14 protein-coding genes are annotated in these 21,194 nt (G+C 72.4%); 8 read left to right on the top strand and 6 right to left on the bottom strand.

Translation table 11 applies throughout. The annotated features are described in order from the left end of the window. Positions 1-95: 95 nt before the first annotated feature. Positions 96-569, top strand: a complete 474-nt coding sequence (locus C6Y14_RS16190) for a carboxymuconolactone decarboxylase family protein (RefSeq protein WP_107017353.1) — start codon at positions 96-98, stop codon at positions 567-569. A gap of 34 nt (positions 570-603) precedes the next feature. On the opposite strand, the gene C6Y14_RS16195 is transcribed toward C6Y14_RS16190, so the two are convergent. Next, positions 604-2,262: an amidohydrolase gene (locus C6Y14_RS16195; protein ID WP_107017354.1), complete on the bottom strand. Its 1,659-nt coding sequence runs from the start codon at positions 2,260-2,262 to the stop codon at positions 604-606. A 28-nt stretch (positions 2,263-2,290) separates the two neighbouring features. Next, on the bottom strand, positions 2,291-3,832 hold the full coding sequence (locus tag C6Y14_RS16200) for an APC family permease (protein WP_107017355.1): 1,542 nt from the start codon (positions 3,830-3,832) through the stop codon (positions 2,291-2,293). 207 nt (positions 3,833-4,039) lie between these two features. Here C6Y14_RS16200 and C6Y14_RS16205 point away from each other — a divergent pair, with 207 nt between their 5' ends. The 5 genes from C6Y14_RS16205 (at position 4,040) to C6Y14_RS16225 (ending at position 13,533) form a co-directional block, all read left to right on the top strand. Beyond that, entirely contained in the window at positions 4,040-4,744 is a 705-nt protein-coding gene (locus tag C6Y14_RS16205; protein ID WP_107017356.1) for a TetR/AcrR family transcriptional regulator, read from the top strand. An 80-nt stretch (positions 4,745-4,824) separates the two neighbouring features. Further along, a complete protein-coding gene (locus C6Y14_RS16210; protein WP_107017357.1) occupies positions 4,825-5,775 on the top strand; it encodes a TauD/TfdA dioxygenase family protein in 951 nt (316 codons plus the stop codon). Positions 5,776-5,920: 145 nt separating this feature from the next. Next, positions 5,921-9,745 carry a S8 family serine peptidase gene (locus C6Y14_RS16215; RefSeq protein ID WP_107017421.1) on the top strand — a complete coding sequence of 1,275 codons (3,825 nt, stop codon included), beginning with the start codon at positions 5,921-5,923 and terminating at the stop codon, positions 9,743-9,745. Between the two features lie 120 nt (positions 9,746-9,865). Beyond that, entirely contained in the window at positions 9,866-10,870 is a 1,005-nt protein-coding gene (locus C6Y14_RS16220) for a helix-turn-helix transcriptional regulator (RefSeq protein WP_107017422.1), read from the top strand. Between the two features lie 296 nt (positions 10,871-11,166). Then, positions 11,167-13,533: a M4 family metallopeptidase gene (locus C6Y14_RS16225; protein WP_107017358.1), complete on the top strand. Its 2,367-nt coding sequence runs from the start codon at positions 11,167-11,169 to the stop codon at positions 13,531-13,533. 320 nt (positions 13,534-13,853) lie between these two features. On the opposite strand, the gene C6Y14_RS16230 is transcribed toward C6Y14_RS16225, so the two are convergent. Next, positions 13,854-14,498: a DUF6629 family protein gene (locus tag C6Y14_RS16230; RefSeq protein ID WP_107017359.1), complete on the bottom strand. Its 645-nt coding sequence runs from the start codon at positions 14,496-14,498 to the stop codon at positions 13,854-13,856. Between the two features lie 177 nt (positions 14,499-14,675). On the opposite strand from C6Y14_RS16230, the gene C6Y14_RS16235 reads away from it, so the two are divergent. Next, positions 14,676-16,424, top strand: coding sequence for an acyltransferase (locus tag C6Y14_RS16235; RefSeq protein WP_107017360.1), 1,749 nt, complete (start codon positions 14,676-14,678; stop codon positions 16,422-16,424). Here C6Y14_RS16235 and C6Y14_RS16240 read toward each other — a convergent pair. Together C6Y14_RS16240 and C6Y14_RS16245 are read right to left on the bottom strand one after the other, a co-directional pair. Beyond that, on the bottom strand, positions 16,394-17,326 hold the full coding sequence (locus C6Y14_RS16240; RefSeq protein WP_159074264.1) for an endonuclease/exonuclease/phosphatase family protein: 933 nt from the start codon (positions 17,324-17,326) through the stop codon (positions 16,394-16,396). The two genes, C6Y14_RS16235 and C6Y14_RS16240, sit on opposite strands and share 31 nt — an antisense overlap. A 109-nt stretch (positions 17,327-17,435) precedes the next feature. Further along, positions 17,436-19,259, bottom strand: a complete 1,824-nt coding sequence (locus C6Y14_RS16245) for a phospholipid carrier-dependent glycosyltransferase (RefSeq protein ID WP_107017362.1) — start codon at positions 19,257-19,259, stop codon at positions 17,436-17,438. A 202-nt stretch (positions 19,260-19,461) separates the two neighbouring features. Between C6Y14_RS16245 and C6Y14_RS16250 the strand changes: the two genes are divergently transcribed. Continuing rightward, positions 19,462-20,271 (top strand): NPP1 family protein, encoded by an 810-nt coding sequence (locus C6Y14_RS16250; RefSeq protein ID WP_107017363.1) that lies wholly within the window; start codon positions 19,462-19,464, stop codon positions 20,269-20,271. A 52-nt stretch (positions 20,272-20,323) separates the two neighbouring features. On the opposite strand, the gene C6Y14_RS16255 is transcribed toward C6Y14_RS16250, so the two are convergent. Beyond that, a complete protein-coding gene (locus tag C6Y14_RS16255; protein WP_159074265.1) occupies positions 20,324-21,166 on the bottom strand; it encodes an alpha/beta fold hydrolase in 843 nt (280 codons plus the stop codon). Positions 21,167-21,194 lie beyond the last annotated feature (28 nt).

Genomic DNA, 21,194 nt, shown 5'->3' on the forward strand with positions numbered 1-21,194 from the left:
GGACGCGAGACGCACGTCACATTCCCCCATGTCACACTGCGCGCGCCGTTCGCGTCATGACTGTGCAACTCCCTACCACGACAGAGGAGCACATCATGGAAGCCCGTCTGAACCTCATGGGCAGCCCGGCCGCGGCCACGTTCGTCAAGCATCTCTCCTCGGCGGGCAAGGTCGTCTCCGACTCGGGGCTGCCGACCCTGACGCAGGAGCTGGTGAAGATCCGCGCGAGCCAGATCAACGGCTGCGGTTTCTGCACCGACATGCACACCAAGGAGGCCACCGCCGCGGGCGAGACCGCGACCCGGCTCAACCTCATTGCGGCCTGGCGTGAGGCCAAGGTCTTCACCGAGGCCGAGCGCGCCGCGCTGGAACTGGCCGAGCAGGGCACCCGTATCGCCGACGCGGCCGGCGGCGTCACGGACGAGGCCTGGGAGAACGCCGCCAAGCACTACGACGAGCAGCAGCTGGGCGGCCTGGTGTTCCTGATCTCCCTCATCAACGCCTTCAACCGGGCGAACGTCATCGTCCAGCAGCCCGCCGGGGACTACCGCGTCGGCCAGTTCGCCTAACCGGCAGGCACCACCACGCCGGTCGTGTACCGGCTCACGCGTCGGCCGCCGCGTACACCCGGCGGCCGTCGACGAAGGTCTGCAGGACGCGGGTGGCGGCGATCTCCTCGGGGGGTCCGGCGAAGGGGTCGCGGTCCAGGACCACGAGGTCGGCCAGTCCGCCCACGCCGATACTGCCCGTGACGTCGTCGAGGTGGTTGGCGTGGGCGCTGCCCGCGGTGTACGCGGCGAGGGCGGCGCCCAGGTCGAGTCGCTGGCCGGGCAGGAAGGCAGGGGTCCCCTCGGGCGCGTCGGGGGCGATCCGGTTGACGGCGACATGGATGGCGGCGAGGGGGTCGGGGCTGCTGACCGGCCAGTCGCTGCCCGCGGCGAGGGTCGCCCCGGCCCGCAGAAGGTCCCCGAACGGGTACTGCCACGCGGCCCGTTCGGGGCCGAGGAACGGGATGGTGAGGTCGTCCATCTGCGGTTCGTGCGCGGCCCACAGCGCCTGCAGGTTGACACTCGCCCCGAGCTCCCGGAAACGCGGCACGTCGTCGGGGTGCACGACCTGGAGGTGTGCGAGGTGGTGGCGGGTGTCGCGCCATCCGTTGGCCGTGCGGGCCGCCTCCACGGCGTCCAGTGCCTCCCGTACGGCCCGGTCGCCGAGCGCGTGGAAGTGCACCTGGAAGTCGAGCGCGTCGAGTTCGGTGACGTACTTCTTCAGCTCGGCCGGCTCGACGAAGCTGATCCCGGAGTTGTCTGAGGCGCACCCGCAGCGGGTCAGGTACGGGCCGAGCAGCGCGGCGGTGTGGTTCTCCGCGATGCCGTCCTGCATGACCTTGACGCTGGTGGCGCGGAACCGCCCGCGGCTCGACTCCGCCCGGCGGGCGACGAGTTCGGGAATCTGCTCGGCGCCCCTGGCCCGGTCCCACCACAGCGCCCCGACGACCCGGGCGGTGAGGAGACCGCGGTCGGCCGCCGCGTGATAGGCGGGCGTCGGATCGATCATGTTGGCGTACGTGCCGACGATGGCGTCCTGCCAGGCCGTGACACCGTACGAGTGCAGCACGGCCTGCGCCCGGAGCAGCGCGGCGAGTTGTTCGTCGGGCGTGGGGGCGGGCAGCAGGCGGCCCACGAGGTGTGCCGCGCCCTCCTGGAGCATGCCGGTGGGGTTGCCGTCGGCGTCCCGCTCGATGCGTCCGTCGGCCGGGTCGGGGGTGCGGGCGTCGATACCGGCCCGTCGCAGGGCGAGGGAGTTGACCCACACACCGTGGTGGTCGCGGTTGGGCAGGAACACCGGCCGGTCGGGGACGACCGAGTCGAGCAGCGCGGCGGTGGGCGTACCGCCGGGGAAGGCCTCCATGGACCAGCCGCCGCCGGTGATCCACTCGGCGTCGGGGTGGTCGTCCGCGTAGGCCTTCACCCGCCGCAGGTACTCCCGCGGGTCGACGGTGTCGTTGAGGTGGCACAGGCCCAGTTCGGTGCCCGCGCCCAGGGGGTGGACGTGGGCGTCCTGGAAGCCGGGCAGCAGGAGTCGTCCGGCGAGGTCGACGACCTCGGTGCCGCGGCCGATCAGTTCGTGGACCTCGTGGTGGCCGACGGCGGCGATCCGGCCGTCGCGCACGGCCACGGCGGTGGCCCGGCTGCGTGCCGCGTCGACGGTGTGCACGGGTCCGCCGGTGAGGACGAGGTCGGCGGCCTGGGGGTGGGACATGGGTTCAGCGCTCCTGAGGGGAAGGGGGTCAAACGGCCGTGCGGTCCATGGGGAGGGAGAGGGCGTCGGCGTCCGTGCCGCGTCCGGTGGTGAAGTACGGGGAGCGGCGGACGTACTTGGCGACGGCCGCCATGACGAGGCCGCTCAGCACGATGGTGACGGGCAGGGAGAGCATGAACCAGCCGTTGTCGGGGCTGAGTTCGATGTGGTCGCTCATGGTCAGGTAGGAGTAGGCGAGATAGCCGCCGAGGCCGAGCAGGATCAGCCCGGAGACGGCCGGGACGCCGACGGCGAGCAGGGCCTCGCGCGGGCCCTCGCGGCGGGCGGCGCGGAAGCGGACGGCGCAGGCGAGTGCGGTGAGGCCGTAGTAGAGGGCGACGACCAGGCCGATGGCGTTGACCGCGGCGAGCAGCATGTCGCTCAGTTTGGGGATGGCCATGGCGAGCAGGGCGATGGCGGTCGCGATCGACATGACGACCACGGTTCCGGCGGCGGGGGTGCCGTACTTGGGGTGGATGCGGGTCCACAGCGGGCCCATCGTGCGGTCGCGGCCCATGGCGAGCAGGCCGCGGGCGGTGGGGATGACGGAGGACTGGACGGAGGCGACAGCGGAGAACATCAGGGCGAGCAGCGGGAGGCTGGCCCAGGGTTCGGCGGCGAGCTTGGCACCCAGGTACGGGAGGGCCTGCGGGCCGTTGGCGATGAGTTCGGGCAGGCTCATCTCCCGCTGGAAGGCGACCGAGGCGAAGAGGAACAGCCCGAGCATGGCGAACAGGGCGATGAAGCCGCCGCGGGCCGAGTCGCCGGGGCTGCGGGTCTCCTCGGTGACGCTGAAGGCCGCGTCCCAGCCCCAGAAGAAGAACACCGCGAGGACCATGCCCTGGGCGAAGGCCGTGCCGCCGGCGATCTCGAAGGGGTTGAACCACGACCAGGAGAAGTCCTGGTGGCCGGTGACCAGGGCCCAGGTGCAGAAGACCAGCAGGACGGCGTACTCGAAGACCAGCAGGCCGAACTGGAGCCGGGTCGCGGCCCGCACCCCGGTGATCGCGAGGACGGTGACCCCGGCGAGGACCACCAGACCGACGACCGTGCTCGCGGCGGTGGACGTCGGGTCGAGGGCGATCCCGGCGAGGGAGTCCAGACCCGCCTTGTTGGCGAAGATCAGCACGACCGAGCCGGTCACCGCGCTGGTGTAGCCGAGGAAGATGACCGACCCCACGAGTGTCACCCAGCCGGCCAGGAAGCCGGGCCAGGGGCCCAGCGACTTGCCGACCCAGGTGTAGCCGTTGCCGCAGTTGGGCTCCGAGCGGTTGAGGCGGGCGAAGGCGGTGGCGATGCCGAGGACGGGCAGGAACGCCAGCAGCAGGAGGGCCGGGGCCTGGAGCCCGACGATCGTGCCGATGGCGCCCATGCCGATGGCGATGCTCGTGGTGGCCGCGGTGCTGGAGGCGGCGATGGCGACACCGTCGATCACGCCGAGGGAGCGCCGCAGTTCCGTCGGCGGACGCTCCGGGACGGCCTGGCCTGGGGCGTCCTGACCAGGGGCGTTCCGACCTGGGGTGAGAGACATCAGGGCTCCTCACGGGGAGGGAGAGGGACGGGGAGGAAGAGCCGTGTGGGGGTGCGATGGATGGAACAGCGTCCGCACACTTTGCGTCAATGCCGTTGACATAAGGCGGCGGCCGGCCGTTCACTGAAGCTGCGGCGATCCATCGGCAGGTACGCACAGCGGTGGCGCCCGTACCGCGGTCCCCCGGCGCGAGAGGAATCACCCGTCATGCCCACCCGCGCCCCACAGGAACGCCGGCGGCGGCGCCCCACCGCGGCAGGTGTCCTGCTCTCCAGGGAACTGATCACCGAGACCGCGCTGCGCCTCATCGGCGAACACGGTCAGGAGGCGCTGAGCGTGCGCCGCCTCGGGGCGGCCCTGGGCTGCGATCCAAGTGCGCTCTACCGCTACTTCCGCAACACCGACGAACTGCTGCTGGCCGTCTCCGACCGGATCATCGGGGACGCCATGACCGGGTTCGTGCCCGGTCCCGACTGGGTGGCCTCGCTGCGTGAGATGGCACTGCGGGTGCGCGACGGATACCTCGCCCATCCACGGGCCGCCGCCATGGCCTCGTACCGCATCACGCGTCGGGAGAACGAGTTCCGTGCCGTGGAGACCGGCGTGGGTCTGCTGCTGTCCGCCGGTTTTCCGCCCGCTCATGCCGTGCGGCTCTATCTGGCCTTCATCGACACGGTCCTCGGCCACGCGGCCCTGGACGCCGCGTGCCAGGCGCTCCCCCGGGAGCGACGCGAGGCCGACGAGCAGGCGTGGACGTCGGCCTACCGGTCGGTCGACCCGGAGTCCTATCCGGCGCTGAGCGAGGTGCGGGACGAGCTGTACGCCATGGCAGGCAGCTCTTTCGAACTGGCCGTGGACCTGCTGCTCGACTCCCTGGCGGCACGGGCCGCGGCCCTCCGCGTACGGACGTGACAGGGTCACCCTGACGATCAGGTCATCCGCACGATCACGTCATCCGCACGATCACGTCATCCGCATGAAACGGAGCCCGTATGACGACGGACAGAGGTACGCGGATCGAGGTCAGGCCGGCCGCCGGCCACATCGGCGCCGAGATCAGCGGTGTCGATCTGGCGCAGGACCTGGACGACACGGTGGTCGCGGAGATCCGGGCGGCGATGCTGCGCTGGAAGGTGGTGTTCTTCCGCGGACAGCACCTGGACCACGCCTCGCACGTGGCGTTCGCCCGCCGGTTCGGCGAGCCGGTCCGGCTGCGCAGGCGCGGCAGCGCGTCACCCGCCGGCGTCCCGGAGATCGAGACGACGGCCGACCGGCTGGAACTCGGCGGGCGGTACGGCATGGAGCACGACGAGTGGCTGCGCAGGCGCCGCCACTCGCTGCTGCGCGGCTGGCACTGCGACCACGGCGCCCGCGTCGATCCGCCGGCGGCGACGATCCTGCGCGCCGAGACCATGCCCCCGTACGGCGGCGACACCACCTGGTCGAACCTGGCCGCCGCCTACGCCGGTCTCTCGGCCCCGCTGCGCGGCTTCCTCGACGGGCTGCGTGCCGAGCACCGCCTCGGGGTCGGCTACCAGACCCGGCCCGGCGAGGACGCGTACGCACGGCATCTGCTGGACCGGCAGATCGCCACCGAGCATCCGCTGGTGCGGGTGCATCCCGAGACGGGCGAGCGCGTGCTGTTCGTCAACGGCTACTACGTCGAGCAGATCCTCGGGCTGTCCCGGATGGAGAGCGCGCCTCTGCTGGAGATGCTGGTGGGGCAGGCGACACGGCCCGAGTACACCGTGCGGTTCCGCTGGGAGCCGGGGAGCGTGGCCTTCTGGGACAACCGGGCCACCATCCACCTGGCCCCGAGCGACACCACGCAGGTCGACCATCCGCGCGTCATGCACCGGGTGATGCTCGCGGGCGAGGTCCCCGTCGGTGTGGACGGCAGGCCCTCGGAACCCGTCGTGGGGAGCGAACCAGGGGTCTGGTGAGGGCCTTTCGGGGCGGTCGCCCAGGTGTCGTGGTTGCGACATGTCCCACCTGTGCCACCGGAATCGAGTGACATGACATTCCGTGCCACCGGATTCTGTCCAGCGCATGAACTTCTCTGTGCGTACGACGGAAGGCACGGCACTGATGAGACGGATTCGCCTGCTGGCGGCGATATCGACAGGACTCGCCCTGGCTGCCGGCGCGGTGGCGCCGGTGGCCGCTCGCGGCGGTACGGGGCCCACGGCGACGGCGGCGGCCGACGTTCCCGCGCCGAAGAGCCTCGGCACCGTACGCCTGATCACCGGTGATCGGGTGACCGTGGCCGCCGACTCCGAGGGACGGCGGACCGCCTCGGTCACGCCCGGCCCCGGCCGGCGGCACATCCTCTTCCGGACCTACGAGCAGGACGGGCGGCTGACAGTCCTGCCGTCCGACGCCGGGGACCTGGTCTCCGCGGGACGCCTGGACCGGGGTCTGTTCGACGTGGGCGCGCTGCTCGCCCAGCGCTACGACGAGGCCCACAGCGACGCGCTTCCGCTGATCGTGGCAGGCGCGGAGGGCGCGGCCGGGTCCGCGGTCCGGCGGCTGACCTCGCTCGCCGAGGACGGGTCGCCGGTCCGCCGCCTGGACAGCATCGGGGCGCGGTCGGTGCGGGTCGCGGAGGACGACCTCGGCCGGTTCTGGAAGCAACTGGCCACGGAGGCAGGCACGGTGAGCACGGCACGGGCCGCCGACGCACCCCGGGTGTGGCTCGACGGCCGGGTGAACGCCACGCTGGACCGCAGCGTCCCGCAGATCGGCGCGCCCGCCGTGTGGCAGGCCGGTCAGCGGGGCGAGTCCGTCAAGGTCGCCGTGCTGGACACCGGCGCGGACCAGTCGCACCCGGATCTCGCCGGGCGGATCTCCGAGGCCAAGGACTTCTCCGGCAGTTCCGGTACGGGGGACGCCTTCGGGCACGGCACGCATGTCGCGTCCATCGTCGGCGGCAGCGGAGCCGCGTCCGCCGGCGGCAAGGGCGGCAAGGGTGTCGCGCCGGGCGCCGACCTGCTCGTCGGCAAGGTGCTCGGCGACGACGGCTACGGCAGCGAGTCCCAGGTGATCGCCGGCATGGAGTGGGCGGCGGCCTCGGGCGCCAAGGTCGTCAACATGAGCCTGGGCTCGGACAGTCCGAGCGACGGCACGGACCCGATGAGCCTCGCGCTGAACGAACTCACCGAGCGCACGGGCACGTTGTTCGTCGTCGCGGCGGGCAACAGCGGCGAGCAGGGCATGAGCACCATCGGCTCCCCCGGCGCCGCGGACGCGGCCCTCACCGTCGGCGCCGTCGACCGGGCCGGCGCGCTCGCCCCGTTCTCCAGCCGCGGCCCGCGCTCCGGTGACGACGCGGTCAAGCCCGACGTGACGGCGCCCGGCGTCGGCATCGTGGCGGCCCGCGCGGCCGGCACGACCATGGGCGACCCGGTCGACGCACAGCACGTGGCGGCCTCCGGTACGTCGATGGCGGCCCCGCACGTGGCGGGCGCCGCCGCGCTGCTCGCCCAACGGCATCCCTACTGGAGCGCGGCGCAGTTGAAGGACGCGCTGGTCAGCACGGCCCGAACGGCCGCGGGCCAGGAGGTCACCGAGCAGGGCGGCGGTCTCATCGACGTGGCCGCGGCGGCGCTGGGTCCGGTCACCGCCACGGGGACCGTGGCCCTGGGCCCGTTCCAGACCGGTGGCGGCGAGCCTCGTACGACGAAGCTGACCTACACCAACACCTCGGGCGCCGATGTCACGCTGGCGCTCGGCCTCCGGCTGGCCACCGCGGGCGGGCGCACACCGTCCGAAGGGGCGGTGAAGCTCGGCTCCGGTTCGGTGCGCGTGCCCGCGGGCGCCACCGCCGAGGTTCCGCTGACGGTCGATCCGGGCCGGGTGGAGCGGGGCGACTACTACGGGTACGTGACCGCGGCCTCCGCCGACGGGAAGGTCACCGTGCACACCACGGTCAGCCTGGCCGTGCAGGGGCCGGTCCACCGGCTCACCGTCAGGACCGTCGACCTCAAGGGCAAGCAGATCGAGGCGCTGCCGACGATCTGGGGCACCGACGGCTTCGTGGGCTACACCGATCCGGGCAGCGCCACCGAGCCGGCCGTCGCCGAGGTCGAGGAGGGCACCTACCAGTTGGACCACTCGTCCCTGGACACGGTCTCCGACGGACAGGAACTGCGGCACGTGGTCCTGCCCGAGGTGAAGGTCACCAAGGACATGTCCGTCACGCTCGACGAGCGCAGGACGACCCTGGTCGACATCCGTACGCCCCGGCCGGCCGAGCAGCGCGGCATCCTCAGCTACCAGACGTACCGGAAGATCGACGGGCACAGCCTGATCCAGGGGACGATGTACTTCGACCTCGGCAAGCGGCTGTACGTGAGTCCGACCTCCGCGGTCACCGACGGCACCTTCGAGTTCGCCTCGCGCTGGCAGCTCGTCGCACCGCTCCTCGACATGGCGGTGTCGGGCGGCAAGGGCGCCGAGGAGACGCCGGACGCCTACTACATGCCCTCCTCGCCGCTCTTCGACGAGAAGGCGACCGCCGGGAAGGGAGCGCGCCTGACCGCGGTCGCCGCGGGGGACGCCGCCGCGCCGGTCTTCGCGGGGGCTCGCGGGAAGCTCGCGGTCCTCACCAACGAACAGAACGTCAATGAGCGGGAGTTGGCGGAGAAGGCGGCAGCGGCGGGGGTTCGCGGCATCGTGCTGGTCCACTTCAGCGACATCGCGTGGACCCGCTGGCACCCGGAGGGCGACCGCTGGGGCGTACCGACCGTCCGGATCGGCGCGAAGGCGGGAGCGGCCCTGCTGAAGCGGATCGGCAAGGGACGGACCACGGTGGACTTCACCGGCACGGCCCGCAGCCCGTACCTGTACGACGTCATGCAGGTGTCGTCGCAGCGCGTCCCCGAGAAGGTCGTGCACACGGTGTCCGAGCGCAACAGCGCGGTGGTGACGGCCAGGTACGCCGACAACGGCGGCGCGCGGTGGGCCGCCGAGCAGCGCTTCGCGCGGCGGCCGTACCAGGACACGGCGTGGCTGCAGTACACGCGGTATGTGCCGACCGGCTTCGACCGGACCGAGTACGTGAGCTCCGGTGACACGCAGTGGAAGCACTTCGTGCACCACGAAACCACGTTCGACGTGGACACCCCGCTGGTCGTCGGCATGGCGGACGCCGCGCGCACCTACCGGGCGGGCGAGCGGACGGCCGACACCTGGCAGGGGGCCGTCGTCAGGCCGTCGATCCCGCGCGGCACCACGGCTCCGTCCGTGCGCTCGGGTGACGTACTGAGCCTGCGCATACCGGAGTTCACCGACTCGCAGGCGGGTCACCGGTCGCGGCTGCTCGAAGGGGGCGGCGGCATCGGCACCTCGGGCGGGGCGAAGGCGGCGCAGGGCGACTCGGCCGCCGCAGTGCTGTATCGCGACGGCCGGCAGGTCGCGGAGGCCGACGGCGGGTACGCGGACTTCGAGGTCCCGTCCGGCGCGGCCGACTACCGGCTGGACCTCACGACCTCGCGCGTGTCCGGCGAGTGGGTGTACGGGACCGGCACGGAGACGTCCTGGTCGTTCCGCTCGGGCACCACGGGAGCGGCGACGGCCCTGCCGCTGCTCCAGCTCGACTACGACGTCCCGGTCGACGCGTACAACGCCGTCCGCTCCGGCCGTACGCACTCGGTCGGACTGTCGGTCCGCGCCCAGGACGGGCTCGCCGTACCGCGCGGGGTGAGTGTCCAGGTGGAGGCGTCGTACGACGGCGGCGCGAGCTGGAGCCGGGCGACGGTGAAGGACCGCGGGCACAACACGTTCGAGGCGACCGTCAAGAAGCCGTCGCGGGTACGCGGTGACGCGTACGTGACACTGAGAGTGACGGCTCGCGACGCGGCGGGTGGCTCCGTGCGGCAGACCGTGCAACGCGCCTACCTGCACCGCGGATAGCCGCTCGCACATGTCACGGGGTGAGCGGGGCAAGGACTGCCCCGCTCACCCTCACCGCCTGTAACACCCGTGGAGTACGGTGTCCGATCAGTGGAACCGGCCGGTCTCGGGGAGGGCGCCATGACGCTGGAGGCTGCAGGGGTGTCGGACGCCGAGGAGTCCGTCTACCGGCATCTGGTGACGGCGGGCCAGGCGTCGGCGGGTGAGGTCGCCGCCCGCACCGGGCTGAGTCCGGCAGAGGCCGAGGCGGTCCTCGACGCGCTGGCCGTCAAAGGCATGGCGAGCCACACCGACATGCTCCCCCGGCACTTCCGCGCCACTCCCCCGGACGTGGCGCTGATCCCCCGGCTGAAGCGGAACGCCGACGCGCTCGATCTCGCCCGCGCCGAGGCCACGAGCCTGCTGCAGGTGTACCGCGACACGATGCGCCGGCGCGACGCGGGCGAGCTGATCGAGGTCATCACGGGCGCCGAGGCACTGCGCCAGCATCTGCGGCAGATCCAGGCGAGCGCCCAGGACGAGATGCTGTGGTTCTGCAAGGCGCAGTACGTGGCGATGCCGTCGGGCAGCAACAGTTCGGAGTTCGAGGCGCTGGCGCGTGGTGTGCGCTACCGGGTGCTGTACGAGAAGGCGTTCTTCGACGACGAGGGAGCCGTTGACAACGTTGTTGCGGGGGTGCGCGCCGGGGAGACCGCCCGTGCGGTGCCGCATCTGCCGCTGCGCCTCGCGGTCGCGGACCGGGCCATCGCGGTCTGCCCGCTCGTGCCGGGCGGCCCCCAGGGCAACCCGGACGAGCCCACCGCCGCCCTCGTACGGGACAGCAACCTGCTCGCCGCTCTCGTCGCCCTGTTCGAGCGCTACTGGGAGGACGCCGTCCCACTGGACGTCGACGACTCGGGCGCGGTCGCCGGGACGGACGGGGTCGGCGGTCCCGATCCGCTGTCCACGGTCGACCGGCGGCTGCTCGCCCTGCTGGTGGCCGGGGTCACCGACAAGGCGGTGGCGACCCAACTGGGCCTGAGCCGACGCACGGTGCAGCGGCACATCCAGCGCATGATGGAACTGGCCGGTGCGGCGACCCGGATGCAACTGGCCTGGCAGGCCGCGCGCCGGGGCTGGCTGTGACGGACGTCCGCCGGAGCGGACCGTAGGGCGAGAAGTGGCCAAAGTGGCCGATGAAGGCCGTGTTGCCACCGCGTAAAGGCCCATGTGATCCACTGCGCGCCGCGCTGCTCACGACGGACAGCCGCTGACCGTATTCCGGACAATGATCTCCGCAGTGGTGACACGCACCTCTCCCGCTGAAACGATCCAGCGACCGCACGGTCATCTCCCACCCCCCTCTCCCGCCGGAGCACCCTGCCCTCGGCGGCAGACCTGACGCGCCGTCACCAGACGGCCGCACACCAGGAGTTGCAGCAGTGACGGACAACCTCCGTACGACCGGGACGGCGACCCCGTCCCCCGGTCCCGTGCCATCCCGCCGACGCACCCTCGCGCGCTCGCGCACGACGGCGATCGCGGTCGTCGCGCTGGGCGCGCTTCTCGGCTCGGCACTCCCCGCCTGGAGCGCAGAACCCCGGGCCGACCGCGCCACCCGCACCGACAAGGCTCCCCCGCAGATCGAGGCGGAGCCCAGACCCGGCGCGAGGACGGTCGGACTCTCCCCCGCGCAACGCGAGAAGCTGCTCGCCGCGGCGGCCGACTCCCGTACGGCCACGGCTCGTTCGCTGAAGCTGGGTGGGCGGGAGAAGCTGATACCGAAGGACGTCGTCAAGGACGCCGACGGAACCGTGCACACCCGCTACGAGCGTACGTTCGCCGGGCTGCCCGTCCTCGGCGGTGACCTGGTGGTCCACGAGCGCGGCGGGACCCGCAGCGTCTCCAGGTCGTCCCCGGCGACGATCTCGGTACCGACGACCAAGGCCTCCGTACCGGCCGCGAAGGCCCGGAGGTCGGCTCTGGCGGCTGCCGAGTCGCAGAAGACCGACGAGGCGACGGCCGAAGGGGCCCCGCGGCTCGTCGTCTGGGCGGGCGAGGACAAAGCCGAACCCGTGCTCGCCTGGGAGAGCGTCGTCGACGGCGTTCAGCAGGACGGGACTCCGAGCAGCCTGCGGGTGGTGACCGACGCCGGGAGCGGTGCGCGGCTGGGCAGCTTCGAGCAGATCCACGCCGGTGAAGGAGTGAGCCAGTACAGCGGGACCGTACAGGTCGGCTCCGTGCGTGACGGCGACCTCTACCGGCTGACCGATCCGCAGCGCGGCGGTCACACGACGTACGACATCAGTGCGGGCGGCAACGGCTCACCACTGACGGATGACAACGATGTCTGGGGTGACGGGACACCCGCCGACCGGCAGACGGCCGCCGTGGACGCCGCCTACGGGGCGCAGAAGACCTGGGACTTCTACCACGACCGGTTCGGCCGCAACGGCATAGCCGACGACGGTGTGGGCGCCCGCTCCCGGGTGCACTACGGCAAGGGGTACGCCAACGCCTTCTGGGACGACCTCTGCTTCTGCATGACGTACGGCGACGGCCTGGACGACGCCCGGCCGCTCACCGAACTCGACATCGCCGCCCACGAGATGACGCACGGCGTCACCTCCGCGACCGCGGACCTCGTCTACTCCGGTGAGTCGGGCGGCCTCAACGAGGCCACCAGCGACATCATGGGCACCGCGGTGGAGTTCTTCGCCGACAGCGCCGAGGACGTGCCGGACTACCGGATCGGCGAACTGGCCGACGTGCGCGGCACCGGGAAGCCCCTGCGGTACATGGACCAGCCCTCCAAGGACGCCTCCGCGAAGGGCACTTCGCAGGACCACTGGACCGCGCAGACCCGCAAGCTCGACCCGCACTTCAGCTCCGGTGTGGGCAACCACTTCTTCTACCTGCTCGCCGAGGGCAGCGGCGAGAAGACCGTCGAGGGCGTCGCCTACGACAGCCCCACCTACGACGGGCTGCCGGTCGCGGGCCTGGGCCTGCACAACGCCACCAACGTCTGGTACCGGGCCCTGACCCGCTACATGACCAGCACCACCGACTACGCGGGCGCCCGCACCGCCACGCTCCAGGCGGCGGCCGACCTGTTCGGCACGACCAGCGACGCGTACGAGGCGGTCGGCAACGCCTGGGCCGCCGTCAACGTCGGCCCGCGGTACGTCAACCACATCGCCGCGGCGACGCCCTCAGCCCGGGACTCCGCGGTGGGCCAGCCGGTCAGCCGCGCGTTCGGGGCGACGAGCACCCGGCCCGGCGCGCTGACCTACTCCGCCACCGGCCTGCCGGACGGCCTGTCCGTCGACCCCGTCACCGGACTGGTCTCCGGCACCCCGACGGCGGCTGGCTCCTTCCCCGCCGCCGTCAGCATCAGGAACTCCGCCGCGGAGACCCGCACCCTGTCCTTCACCTGGAAGGTCCTGGCCTCCGGCGGCGACCACTTCGTCAACCCCGACCGCTTCGACATCCCCAACTGGCGCACCATCGAGTCACCGATCGTCGTCACCGGCCGCGAGGGCAACGCCTCCAGCGACCTCAAGGTCACCGTCGACCTGGTGCACGACTTCATCGGCGGCCAGGTCATCCACCTGGTCGGCGAGGACGGCACGGTGCTGCTCGTGAAGGACTTCGTCTGGGACACGGGTTCCGAACTGCACGCGACGTTCACGGTCGACGCGTCGGCGCTCCCGGCCGACGGCACGTGGAGACTGCGCGTCACGGACAACACACCCGGCATCTTCACGGTGGACCCGGGTTACCTGGACACCTGGAGCCTCACGTTCTGAGCCCCGGCCCGCCAGGGCGACGGCCGCCGCGTGCGCCGTGCGGAGCGGGCCGGGTGTGCTGACGGCCCCGCGTTCGTCGACTGCGGCCCCGGTGGGGGCTTGTCGCGCAGTTCCCCGCGCCCCTTACGGGGCCTGGCCCGTCGCATGATTCTGCGGGCCGGTGGAGGTTGCCCGCGCCGTTCCCCGCGCCCCTGGAGGGCGAAAGGCAGGGGCGCAGCCCCTGCCTTTCAGGGGCGCGGGGAACTGCGCGGCCCGCCCCCGCCGGGGCCGCACCCGACGTATCGGTTCCCGGACCGGAGTGCGGCGGCCGTGGAAGCAGTTCATCGGCCGACCGACACCCGTGGAACGCCCGCCGGCACGGCACGCCCCCGCACCCACCCGTACAGCACCAGCGAGCACACCGCCGCGAACGCGCACCACGTCGAGATGAACTCCGCCTTCCACAGCGCCCAGCAGGTCGCCGCCCCCACGGTCACCAGGATGCCCAGGACGCGCAGATGCCGGTCGCCGGAGAGGAGCAGTGAGCCGATCGTGGCCAGGAGGTAGCCCGCGACGAGCAGTTCCGAGGCGGGCAGGGAGACGGCGTAGCCGACGGTGTGGCCGCGGATCTCCGCCGTCACACCGTGCGTGGCGAGACAGTACGAGAGCACGGCCGCGGTGACGATTCCCGCGACGAGCGGGATCATCAGCCGTCGCCGCGCGTTCGGCGGCGCCACGCACAGCACGGCCACCGGCACCCATACCGCGAGCAGCGGCAGGGCGATCGCCGCCCAGGCCACGGTGGCGGGGCCCGAACCCCCGCCGGAGCGCCAGACCAGGGACTCGACGATCTGGTGGCCGCCCAGGATCAGGGGCAGCGCGGCCATCGGCAGATCGGCCGCCCTGCGGGTCCGCGCCACGCAGGCCACCCCCACGGCGGCGATGCCGCAGCCCGCCACGAGATCGGCCGTCGCACTGAAGCACATCGCGCCACCAGGGGTTCGTGTCGAGTTCGAGTGGGTTCCGTGTCACCGGATTCGGGCTTGCCATGCTGACGCTACGGTCCGGGCCGCCGGACGCCGTGTCCGGTGCATCCATTCGGCCCCCTGCCCGGCGCGCGGAGACGTTGCCGCAGCAGTAAGCGCTCTCTATGATCAGGCGTGATGGATTCGGAAAGCGCCCTCGACGACTCCTACTTCGACCACTGCCCCTGGGACTTCGGCCCGCGCGCCTCCCCCGCGCAACGGGACGCCCAGGCCGCGCACCAGAAGCGCCTGACGGACAGCGGCGCGAGCATCGGCGCGCACTGCTTCGTCTCTCCCGCCGCCGGCGTCTTCACCGACACGCTGCGGCTCGGCGAGAACTCGTACATCGCCGGGCACGCCTACGTCACCGGCGAGGTGATCACCGGCGCCGACTGCACGGTCAATCCGTACGCCACCGTGCGGGGCCGGATCGCGCTGGGGGACGGCGTGCGGATCGGCGCCCACAGTTCGCTGCTCGGTTTCAACCACGGGTTCGGGCCCGACCGGCCCGTGCACCGGCAGCCCCTCACCAGCAGGGGCATCACCGTCGGCGACGACGTGTGGATCGGGTCGAACGTCGTCGTCCTGGACGGGGTGACCATCGGCGACCACTGCGTGGTGGGCGCGGGAGCGGTGGTGACCAAAGATCTGCCGCCCTGGTCGGTCGCCGCGGGCAATCCGGCGCGCAGGCTGCGCGACCGGCGCGAGACCGGCCCCGCCCGGCGCGGGACGGCGCAGGGCGGTGACGGACTCGGGGACGCGGTCGCCCGGTTCGCGGACCGGGCCCGTTCGCAGGCCGCCGGCCTCCTCGCGCGTGCCTGGGACACCGACGCGGGCCGGTACCGCGACCGGCCCGGCGCCCCGCTGACCGTCCGCGCCCACTGCGACGCCGTGGAGATCGCCGATCTGCTCCTCGGCACGCCTCCGCCGCAGTTGTCCGCCGCCGAGCACGCCGAGCGGCTGCGCGCGCTGCAGGATCCGGCCGAGGGGATGGTGCCCGAACTCGCGGACGACGGCGGCCCCGGTCTGCTGCCCGCCCGCGCGGCGGACGGCTGGATCGACGACGGCGCCGCCGAGTACCACGTGCTGTCCGTGGGGTACGCGCTGGAGCTGCTGGGCTCCCGCTTCGCCCATCCGGTCCGCCCCGTGGAGCGCATGACGGCCGGCCAGTTGGTCGCCCGCCTGGAGGCGCTGCCGTGGCGGACGCGGGCGTGGACGGCCGGTGCCTGGGTGGACTGCTGGGCGACCGGTGCGCACCACAACCTCGGGCTCGGCGCCGCGGCGGGCGAACCGGGCGCCCTGGAGGCGCTGTTCGGCTGGCTGAGCACGCGGGTGGATCCGTGGACCGGGATGTGGGGCGGGGCGTCCTCGCCGGCCGAGGGCCGACTGCAGCTCGTCAACGGCCACTACCGGCTCACGCGCGGCTCGTTCGCCCAGTTCGGGCTCCGGCTGCCGTACCCGGAGCGGGTGGTGGACACCGTGCTCGACCACGGCGGGGATCCGCGCTGGTTCGCCGCGGGCCGCCAGAACGCGTGCAACGTACTGGACGTGGCCCACCCGCTGTGGCTCGCCGGGCGGCAGAGCTGCCACCGGTCGGCCGAGGCTCGGGCGTGGGCCGCGGAGCAGCTGGCGTACGCGCTGGAGCAGTGGCGGGACGGAACCGGCTTCGGCTTCGGCCCGCCGGGCGAGGGCGGTTCGGGGCCCGGCCGGGAACCCGGTCTCCAGGGCACCGAGATGTGGCTGGCCATCGTGTGGCTGCTGTCCGATCTGGTGGGAGTGGCGGACCGGCTGGGCTACCGGCCGCGTGGCGTCCACCGCCCCGAGGCCGCCCGCTCACCCGCGCCGGGGCCGCCCGCTCATCCCGTCCCCGTCGACAACACGCTGTAGTAGAAGCTGTGGTCCGAGTTGACCGTCCGGCGCGTGCCGGTGCAGTGCCAGCGCCCTGACGCGCCCCGGCCCCAGCTGAACAGGTAGTCGATCTTGCGGCCGTCGTCGTAGGTCGGCCGGGTGTACGACGGTCCGGTCTCGCGGAGGCCGCTCGCCTCGCTGCCGTTGCCGCTGTACAGGACATCGAGTTCCGGCGCGTCGGGCGGTGCGTTCAGGTCGCCCGCCAGGACGACGGGGCCCGCGGCGCCGAGCCGGTGGACACCGTCCGGCTTCCACTCGTCGTGGATGAACTCGGTCTGCGCCTGCCGTTCCCCGTCCTTGCTGCCGCCGACGGTCAGATGCGTGCTGCACGCCGTGACCGGTGGCCCCGCCGGGTCCGGTCGGCCCGCGGGGCGCACGACCGCACAGATGATGCCCCGCTCGCCGCTCCTGCCGTCCGGGTTGGGCAGCAGCGCCGGCGGCAGGATCCTGGCGGCCGAGTGGAACAGGACGGTGTTGCCGTACGGCTGGCCGTCGGCGCATTTCGTACCGGTGTCGACGAAAGCGCTGCGCAGGCCCAACTCCCTTGCGAACCGCTCCCCTTGGGTCTTGCAGACTTCCTGGAGGCCGATGAACAGCCACCGGTCGACGTCGCCGAGGGTGAGGTCCCGGACGGCGTCGGCCTCGTCCCTGATCCAGTCACCGGCGTCGCCCCGGTGGCCGACGTTCCCGTAGATGTTGAACGTACCGACGTGGAGGTCCCGGGCGGTGTCCGGTGCGTGGGCGGTGTGCGGTGCGGAGGCGGCGGCCTCCGGCGCGGCGCCGCTTCTCGCGGGGAGCGCCACCAGTACGCACAGGAAGGCCGTCACGATCGCCCTGGCCGCGCCGCGTCTCCTCACAGGACTCGTACGGCGCGTCGTCATGACGCGACCGTACCCTCGCCGGGGCCCAACCAGTCGGGCGCGAGCGGCAGTTGTGACTGAAGAGTCCTCCCGTGGCGGTCGGCCCGGTGACGGTGCGTGGCGGTCGGAGTCAGCGGCGCCGGAACACCGTGATCGAGTGCCCGACGTCGTCGATCGGCGTACTGGTGTCGAGCAGCGCGGCCAGCCGCCCGTCCGCCTTCGCCACCGCGGAGTCGGACACCACCAGCAGTCCGTGCACCTCACCGAGGGGAGCCCTGAGCGGGTCGGACGCGTTGATCCCGTAGTACGAGGGCACGCCCGCGCCCTTGTAGACCAGCCAGACGCGCTCACCGGGATGGCGCCGGTCCAGGTGGTCCGCGAGGCGGCCCAGATCCTGGCCCCAGTCGACGTTCGAGTCGTGCAGCCGCTGATGCGTCTTCGACGGTCCGCCGAACGCCTCGTTGGAGTACGGCAGGTAGTACGGGTAGGTGCGCAGCGAGCTGACCGCCACGAAGCAGACCAGTGCCGCCGTCGCCCAGTGGACCGGTCGGCGCCGCAGGAGGGTCACTCCGGCGGCGGCGACCGCCAGCAGCATCGGCATGAACACGGCATAGCGCACGCCGAGATCCCGGGCGCCGTGCATGGAGATGGCGAGGAGTACGGCGGCGGGGACGAGCACGTACGGAACGGCGGGGCGCAGTCGGCGTACGGCGAGCATCGCGGCCGAGCCCGCGGTCCACAGGGCGAGCATGCCGAGCGGGGTCTTCACCAGGAGCGCGGCGGGCAGGTAGTACCAGAGCGAGCCCTCGTAGAGCCGCCCGAACAGGAAGCCCTGCCAGATGTCGTACTCGAAGCCGAACTGGATGCGCATGCCGTCGCGGTAGGCCTCGGGGAACGGCAGCCAGGCCGCGATCCGGCCGCGCGCGCCGCGGATGTCCGGCACGTTGTCGGGGGCGGCCCAGCGCATCCGCGGGTCGACGACAAGATAGGCGGCCCATACGACGGCGACCGCGATCAGCGCCATACCGACGGCGGTCGCCGCCCCGTACGCGAGGAGGCGGATCCGGGCGCGGGCGTCGAGCGCCGGGAGCTGTGGCCGCTCGTCGGGTTCGGGGACCCGGGGCCGCGCGTCCGGGGCCGGTGTCCGGGGCCCCGCGTCGAGGGCCGGTGTCCGGTGGGCGTGCCAGAACGACAGGACGCCCAGCAGCGTCAGTACCGGGATCACCGGCAGCACGCTCATCTTGGTGGCCGCCGCCGCGCCCAGGGCCACGCCGGCGAGCGGGAGGCACAGGAGCGGTCGCCGCCGGGCCCGCCACAGCAGCCACAGGGCCGTGAGCAGGAAGCCGGTCGCGGGCACGTCGAGCGTGGCCAGCGAACCGTTGGCGATGACGTCCGGCGAGAACGCGTACAGGGCCAGCGCCACGAGGCCGCCGGGCGGGCCGGTGAGGTCGCGGGCGAAGGCGAGGACGACCAGCCCGAACAGCAGTGTCAGGACGATCACCGGAAGGCGTGCGTACAGCATCAGGCGGGCGGGGTCGTTGCCCGACTCGTACAGGACGTGCCGGCCGAGTGCCGTCTGGCTTCCGACGAAGTCCGCGTCGAGGCGCGCGTCGGTGAACACCAGGCCGGACGCGATGATCAGCTTGCCCAGGGGCGGGTGTTCGGGGTTGTAACGGAAGCTGCGTTCCTTGAGGTACACCTCGGCCGAGGCCACGTACACGGGTTCGTCGATGGTGGGGGTCTGCTCGACGGCGGTGGTGACCATCGCGACCGCCATCTCGGCCAGGAGCGCGACGACGACCAGCGCGTACAGCCAGCGTCGGCGCCGCGCCGACCGGACAGACCGCAGCAATCCGCCGAAGCGGCCCGGCCGTTCGCCTTCGGCCGCCGGTCCGGACGGGCGGGGGGCGGTGGGCCCGTCACCCCTCGGGCGGGTGACCTGCGGCGCGCTCATGCGGCACAGCTTTCCACCAACCCTCCTCGTATGTGACGTTCTTGGGCCGGTTGAGCGACAAGTGTTGGGCGCTCCGTAACCGTTGTGACCTCTGGGGCCTCTTGGCACGCGAGTGAAAATCCGCGACTCTGAACTGCACATGTCACAAAGTCACATGTCGCAAAGTCACATGCCACAAAGGGCGTTGGCCTGCACGGGGCCGATGAGGAGGACACCTGTGAACGGCAGACCGGCATCGAAGTTCCGCGGATCCCGGCGTCTGGGCCGGAAGTCGCTCGGCGTACTGGCGGGCGCCGCGGCTCTGGTCCTCGTATTCCCGGCCACCGCCCTGGCGGCGCCGCCCCCCGCGCTGCCCGCGAACGCGGACGCGCTCGACTCGACGTTCCAGCCCACCTACGACTACGACACGGACGGCTGCTACGCCACGTCGGCCATCGGCCCCGACGGGACGGTCAACGGCGGGCTCAACCCGAGCGGCGCCGTGAACGGCCAGTGCCGTGACGCGTCCGACCTCGACAGCGTCAACACCTACTCGCGCTCCAAGTGCAACAACGGCTGGTGCGCGATCGTCTACGGGTCCTACTTCGAGAAGGACCAGGCCGTGGCCGGCAGCGGGCTCGGCGGACACCGCCACGACTGGGAGCATGTCGTGGTGTGGGTGCAGAACAACGAGGCCCAGTACGTCTCGACGTCCAACCACGGTTCGTTCACGGTCCACAACCGCTCGGCGATCCGCTGGGACGGGACACACGCCAAGGTCGTCTACCACAAGGACGGGATCAGCACGCACTGCTTCCGTGCCGCGACCGCGGGCGACGAGCCGCCGGAGAACCACAAGGGGACCTGGCAGCGGCCCCCGCTGGTCGGCTGGAACGGCTACCCGGGCAGCCTGCGGTCCACGCTGACCTCGTACAACTTCGGGAGTGCGACGCTCGGCATCAAGGACAGCACGTTCAACTCGCACCTCTCGTCGGCGAAGCCGTCGGGGATCGCGTTCGACCCCAACGCGTGATCGACCCCACCGCGTGATCGGCGTCAGCGCCTGACCGGCGTCCGACCATGCGTCAGGTACGAGGTGCTGACCGGCCGTCGGGACGGTCGGCCAGCACCTCGGCGGCGAAGGCCGCGACGTCCTGGACGAGCCGTTCCGGCTCCTCCCAGTACAGGGCATGACCCGCGCCCTCGTACACGACGAGCCTCGCGTCGTAGAGCGTGTCGAGGATCCGCTGCTGGTCGGCGCGGGGCAGGATGCCGTCGGCGTCGCCCCAGAGGACGAGCGCGGGGACGAGAATTCCCTTCAGGGTGGCCGCCAGGTCCGTCTCCAGCAGCCCGCGCAGGGTCTCCCGCCACACCCGCGCGGGCACTTTCAGGTTCTCCTCGGCGATCGTCGCGAGGAGTCCCCGCCCGAGCGGGCGGGCCGTGAGCCCGGCGAGCAGCTCCTCGACGAAGGCACGCGGCACGGGGTCGACCAGGTCCTTGACCTGCTCCCCCAGCGCGACGGCGGGCGGCTTGTCGGCGAGGGTGGCCGGGACGCCCGCCAGGACCAGACCCGCCACCCGGTCGGGATGGCTGCCCGCGACCAGCCGCGCGGCCACGCCACCGCTCGACGCGCCGACCAGGACGGCCCGGCGGATGCCCGTGGCGTCTAGAAATTCCACCAGGTCGGCGGCGAAGTCGTCCGGGCTGTAGCCGTCGGGGGGCCGTTCGGCGTCGCCGTGGCCGCGCTGGGTGGGGGCGTACCCGTGCAGGGCGGCGGGGAGCTGTCTGAGCAGCGGCTCGAACGCCCACCAGGAGTCCGCGAGGCCGTGCACGAAGACGACGGGGGCGCCCTCCGGATACCCCGCTTCCGCGTACGGGAGGACGAGTCCGCTCCTCAAGCGGGCGGCCTTCACCGCGATCGTGCTCACGGCGGCCCTCCTGACGTCGGTCGGCCCC

The organism is Streptomyces dioscori, from assembly GCF_003024195.1.
GTDB lineage: Bacteria > Actinomycetota > Actinomycetes > Streptomycetales > Streptomycetaceae > Streptomyces > Streptomyces dioscori.

Bases quoted from the DNA above. Each gene is read 5' to 3' on its own strand.
- C6Y14_RS16190 (WP_107017353.1), top strand. From the start codon at position 96: ATGGAAGCCCGTCTGAACCTCATGGGCAGCCCGGCCGCGGCCACGTTC.
- C6Y14_RS16240 (WP_159074264.1), bottom strand. From the start codon at position 17,326: ATGACGACGCGCCGTACGAGTCCTGTGAGGAGACGCGGCGCGGCCAGG.
- C6Y14_RS16205 (WP_107017356.1), top strand. From the start codon at position 4,040: ATGCCCACCCGCGCCCCACAGGAACGCCGGCGGCGGCGCCCCACCGCG.
- C6Y14_RS16215 (WP_107017421.1), top strand. From the start codon at position 5,921: ATGAGACGGATTCGCCTGCTGGCGGCGATATCGACAGGACTCGCCCTG.
- C6Y14_RS16245 (WP_107017362.1), bottom strand. From the start codon at position 19,259: ATGAGCGCGCCGCAGGTCACCCGCCCGAGGGGTGACGGGCCCACCGCC.
- C6Y14_RS16235 (WP_107017360.1), top strand. From the start codon at position 14,676: ATGGATTCGGAAAGCGCCCTCGACGACTCCTACTTCGACCACTGCCCC.
- C6Y14_RS16200 (WP_107017355.1), bottom strand. From the start codon at position 3,832: ATGTCTCTCACCCCAGGTCGGAACGCCCCTGGTCAGGACGCCCCAGGC.
- C6Y14_RS16250 (WP_107017363.1), top strand. From the start codon at position 19,462: ATGAGGAGGACACCTGTGAACGGCAGACCGGCATCGAAGTTCCGCGGA.
- C6Y14_RS16230 (WP_107017359.1), bottom strand. From the start codon at position 14,498: ATGTGCTTCAGTGCGACGGCCGATCTCGTGGCGGGCTGCGGCATCGCC.
- C6Y14_RS16210 (WP_107017357.1), top strand. From the start codon at position 4,825: ATGACGACGGACAGAGGTACGCGGATCGAGGTCAGGCCGGCCGCCGGC.
- C6Y14_RS16220 (WP_107017422.1), top strand. From the start codon at position 9,866: ATGACGCTGGAGGCTGCAGGGGTGTCGGACGCCGAGGAGTCCGTCTAC.
- C6Y14_RS16195 (WP_107017354.1), bottom strand. From the start codon at position 2,262: ATGTCCCACCCCCAGGCCGCCGACCTCGTCCTCACCGGCGGACCCGTG.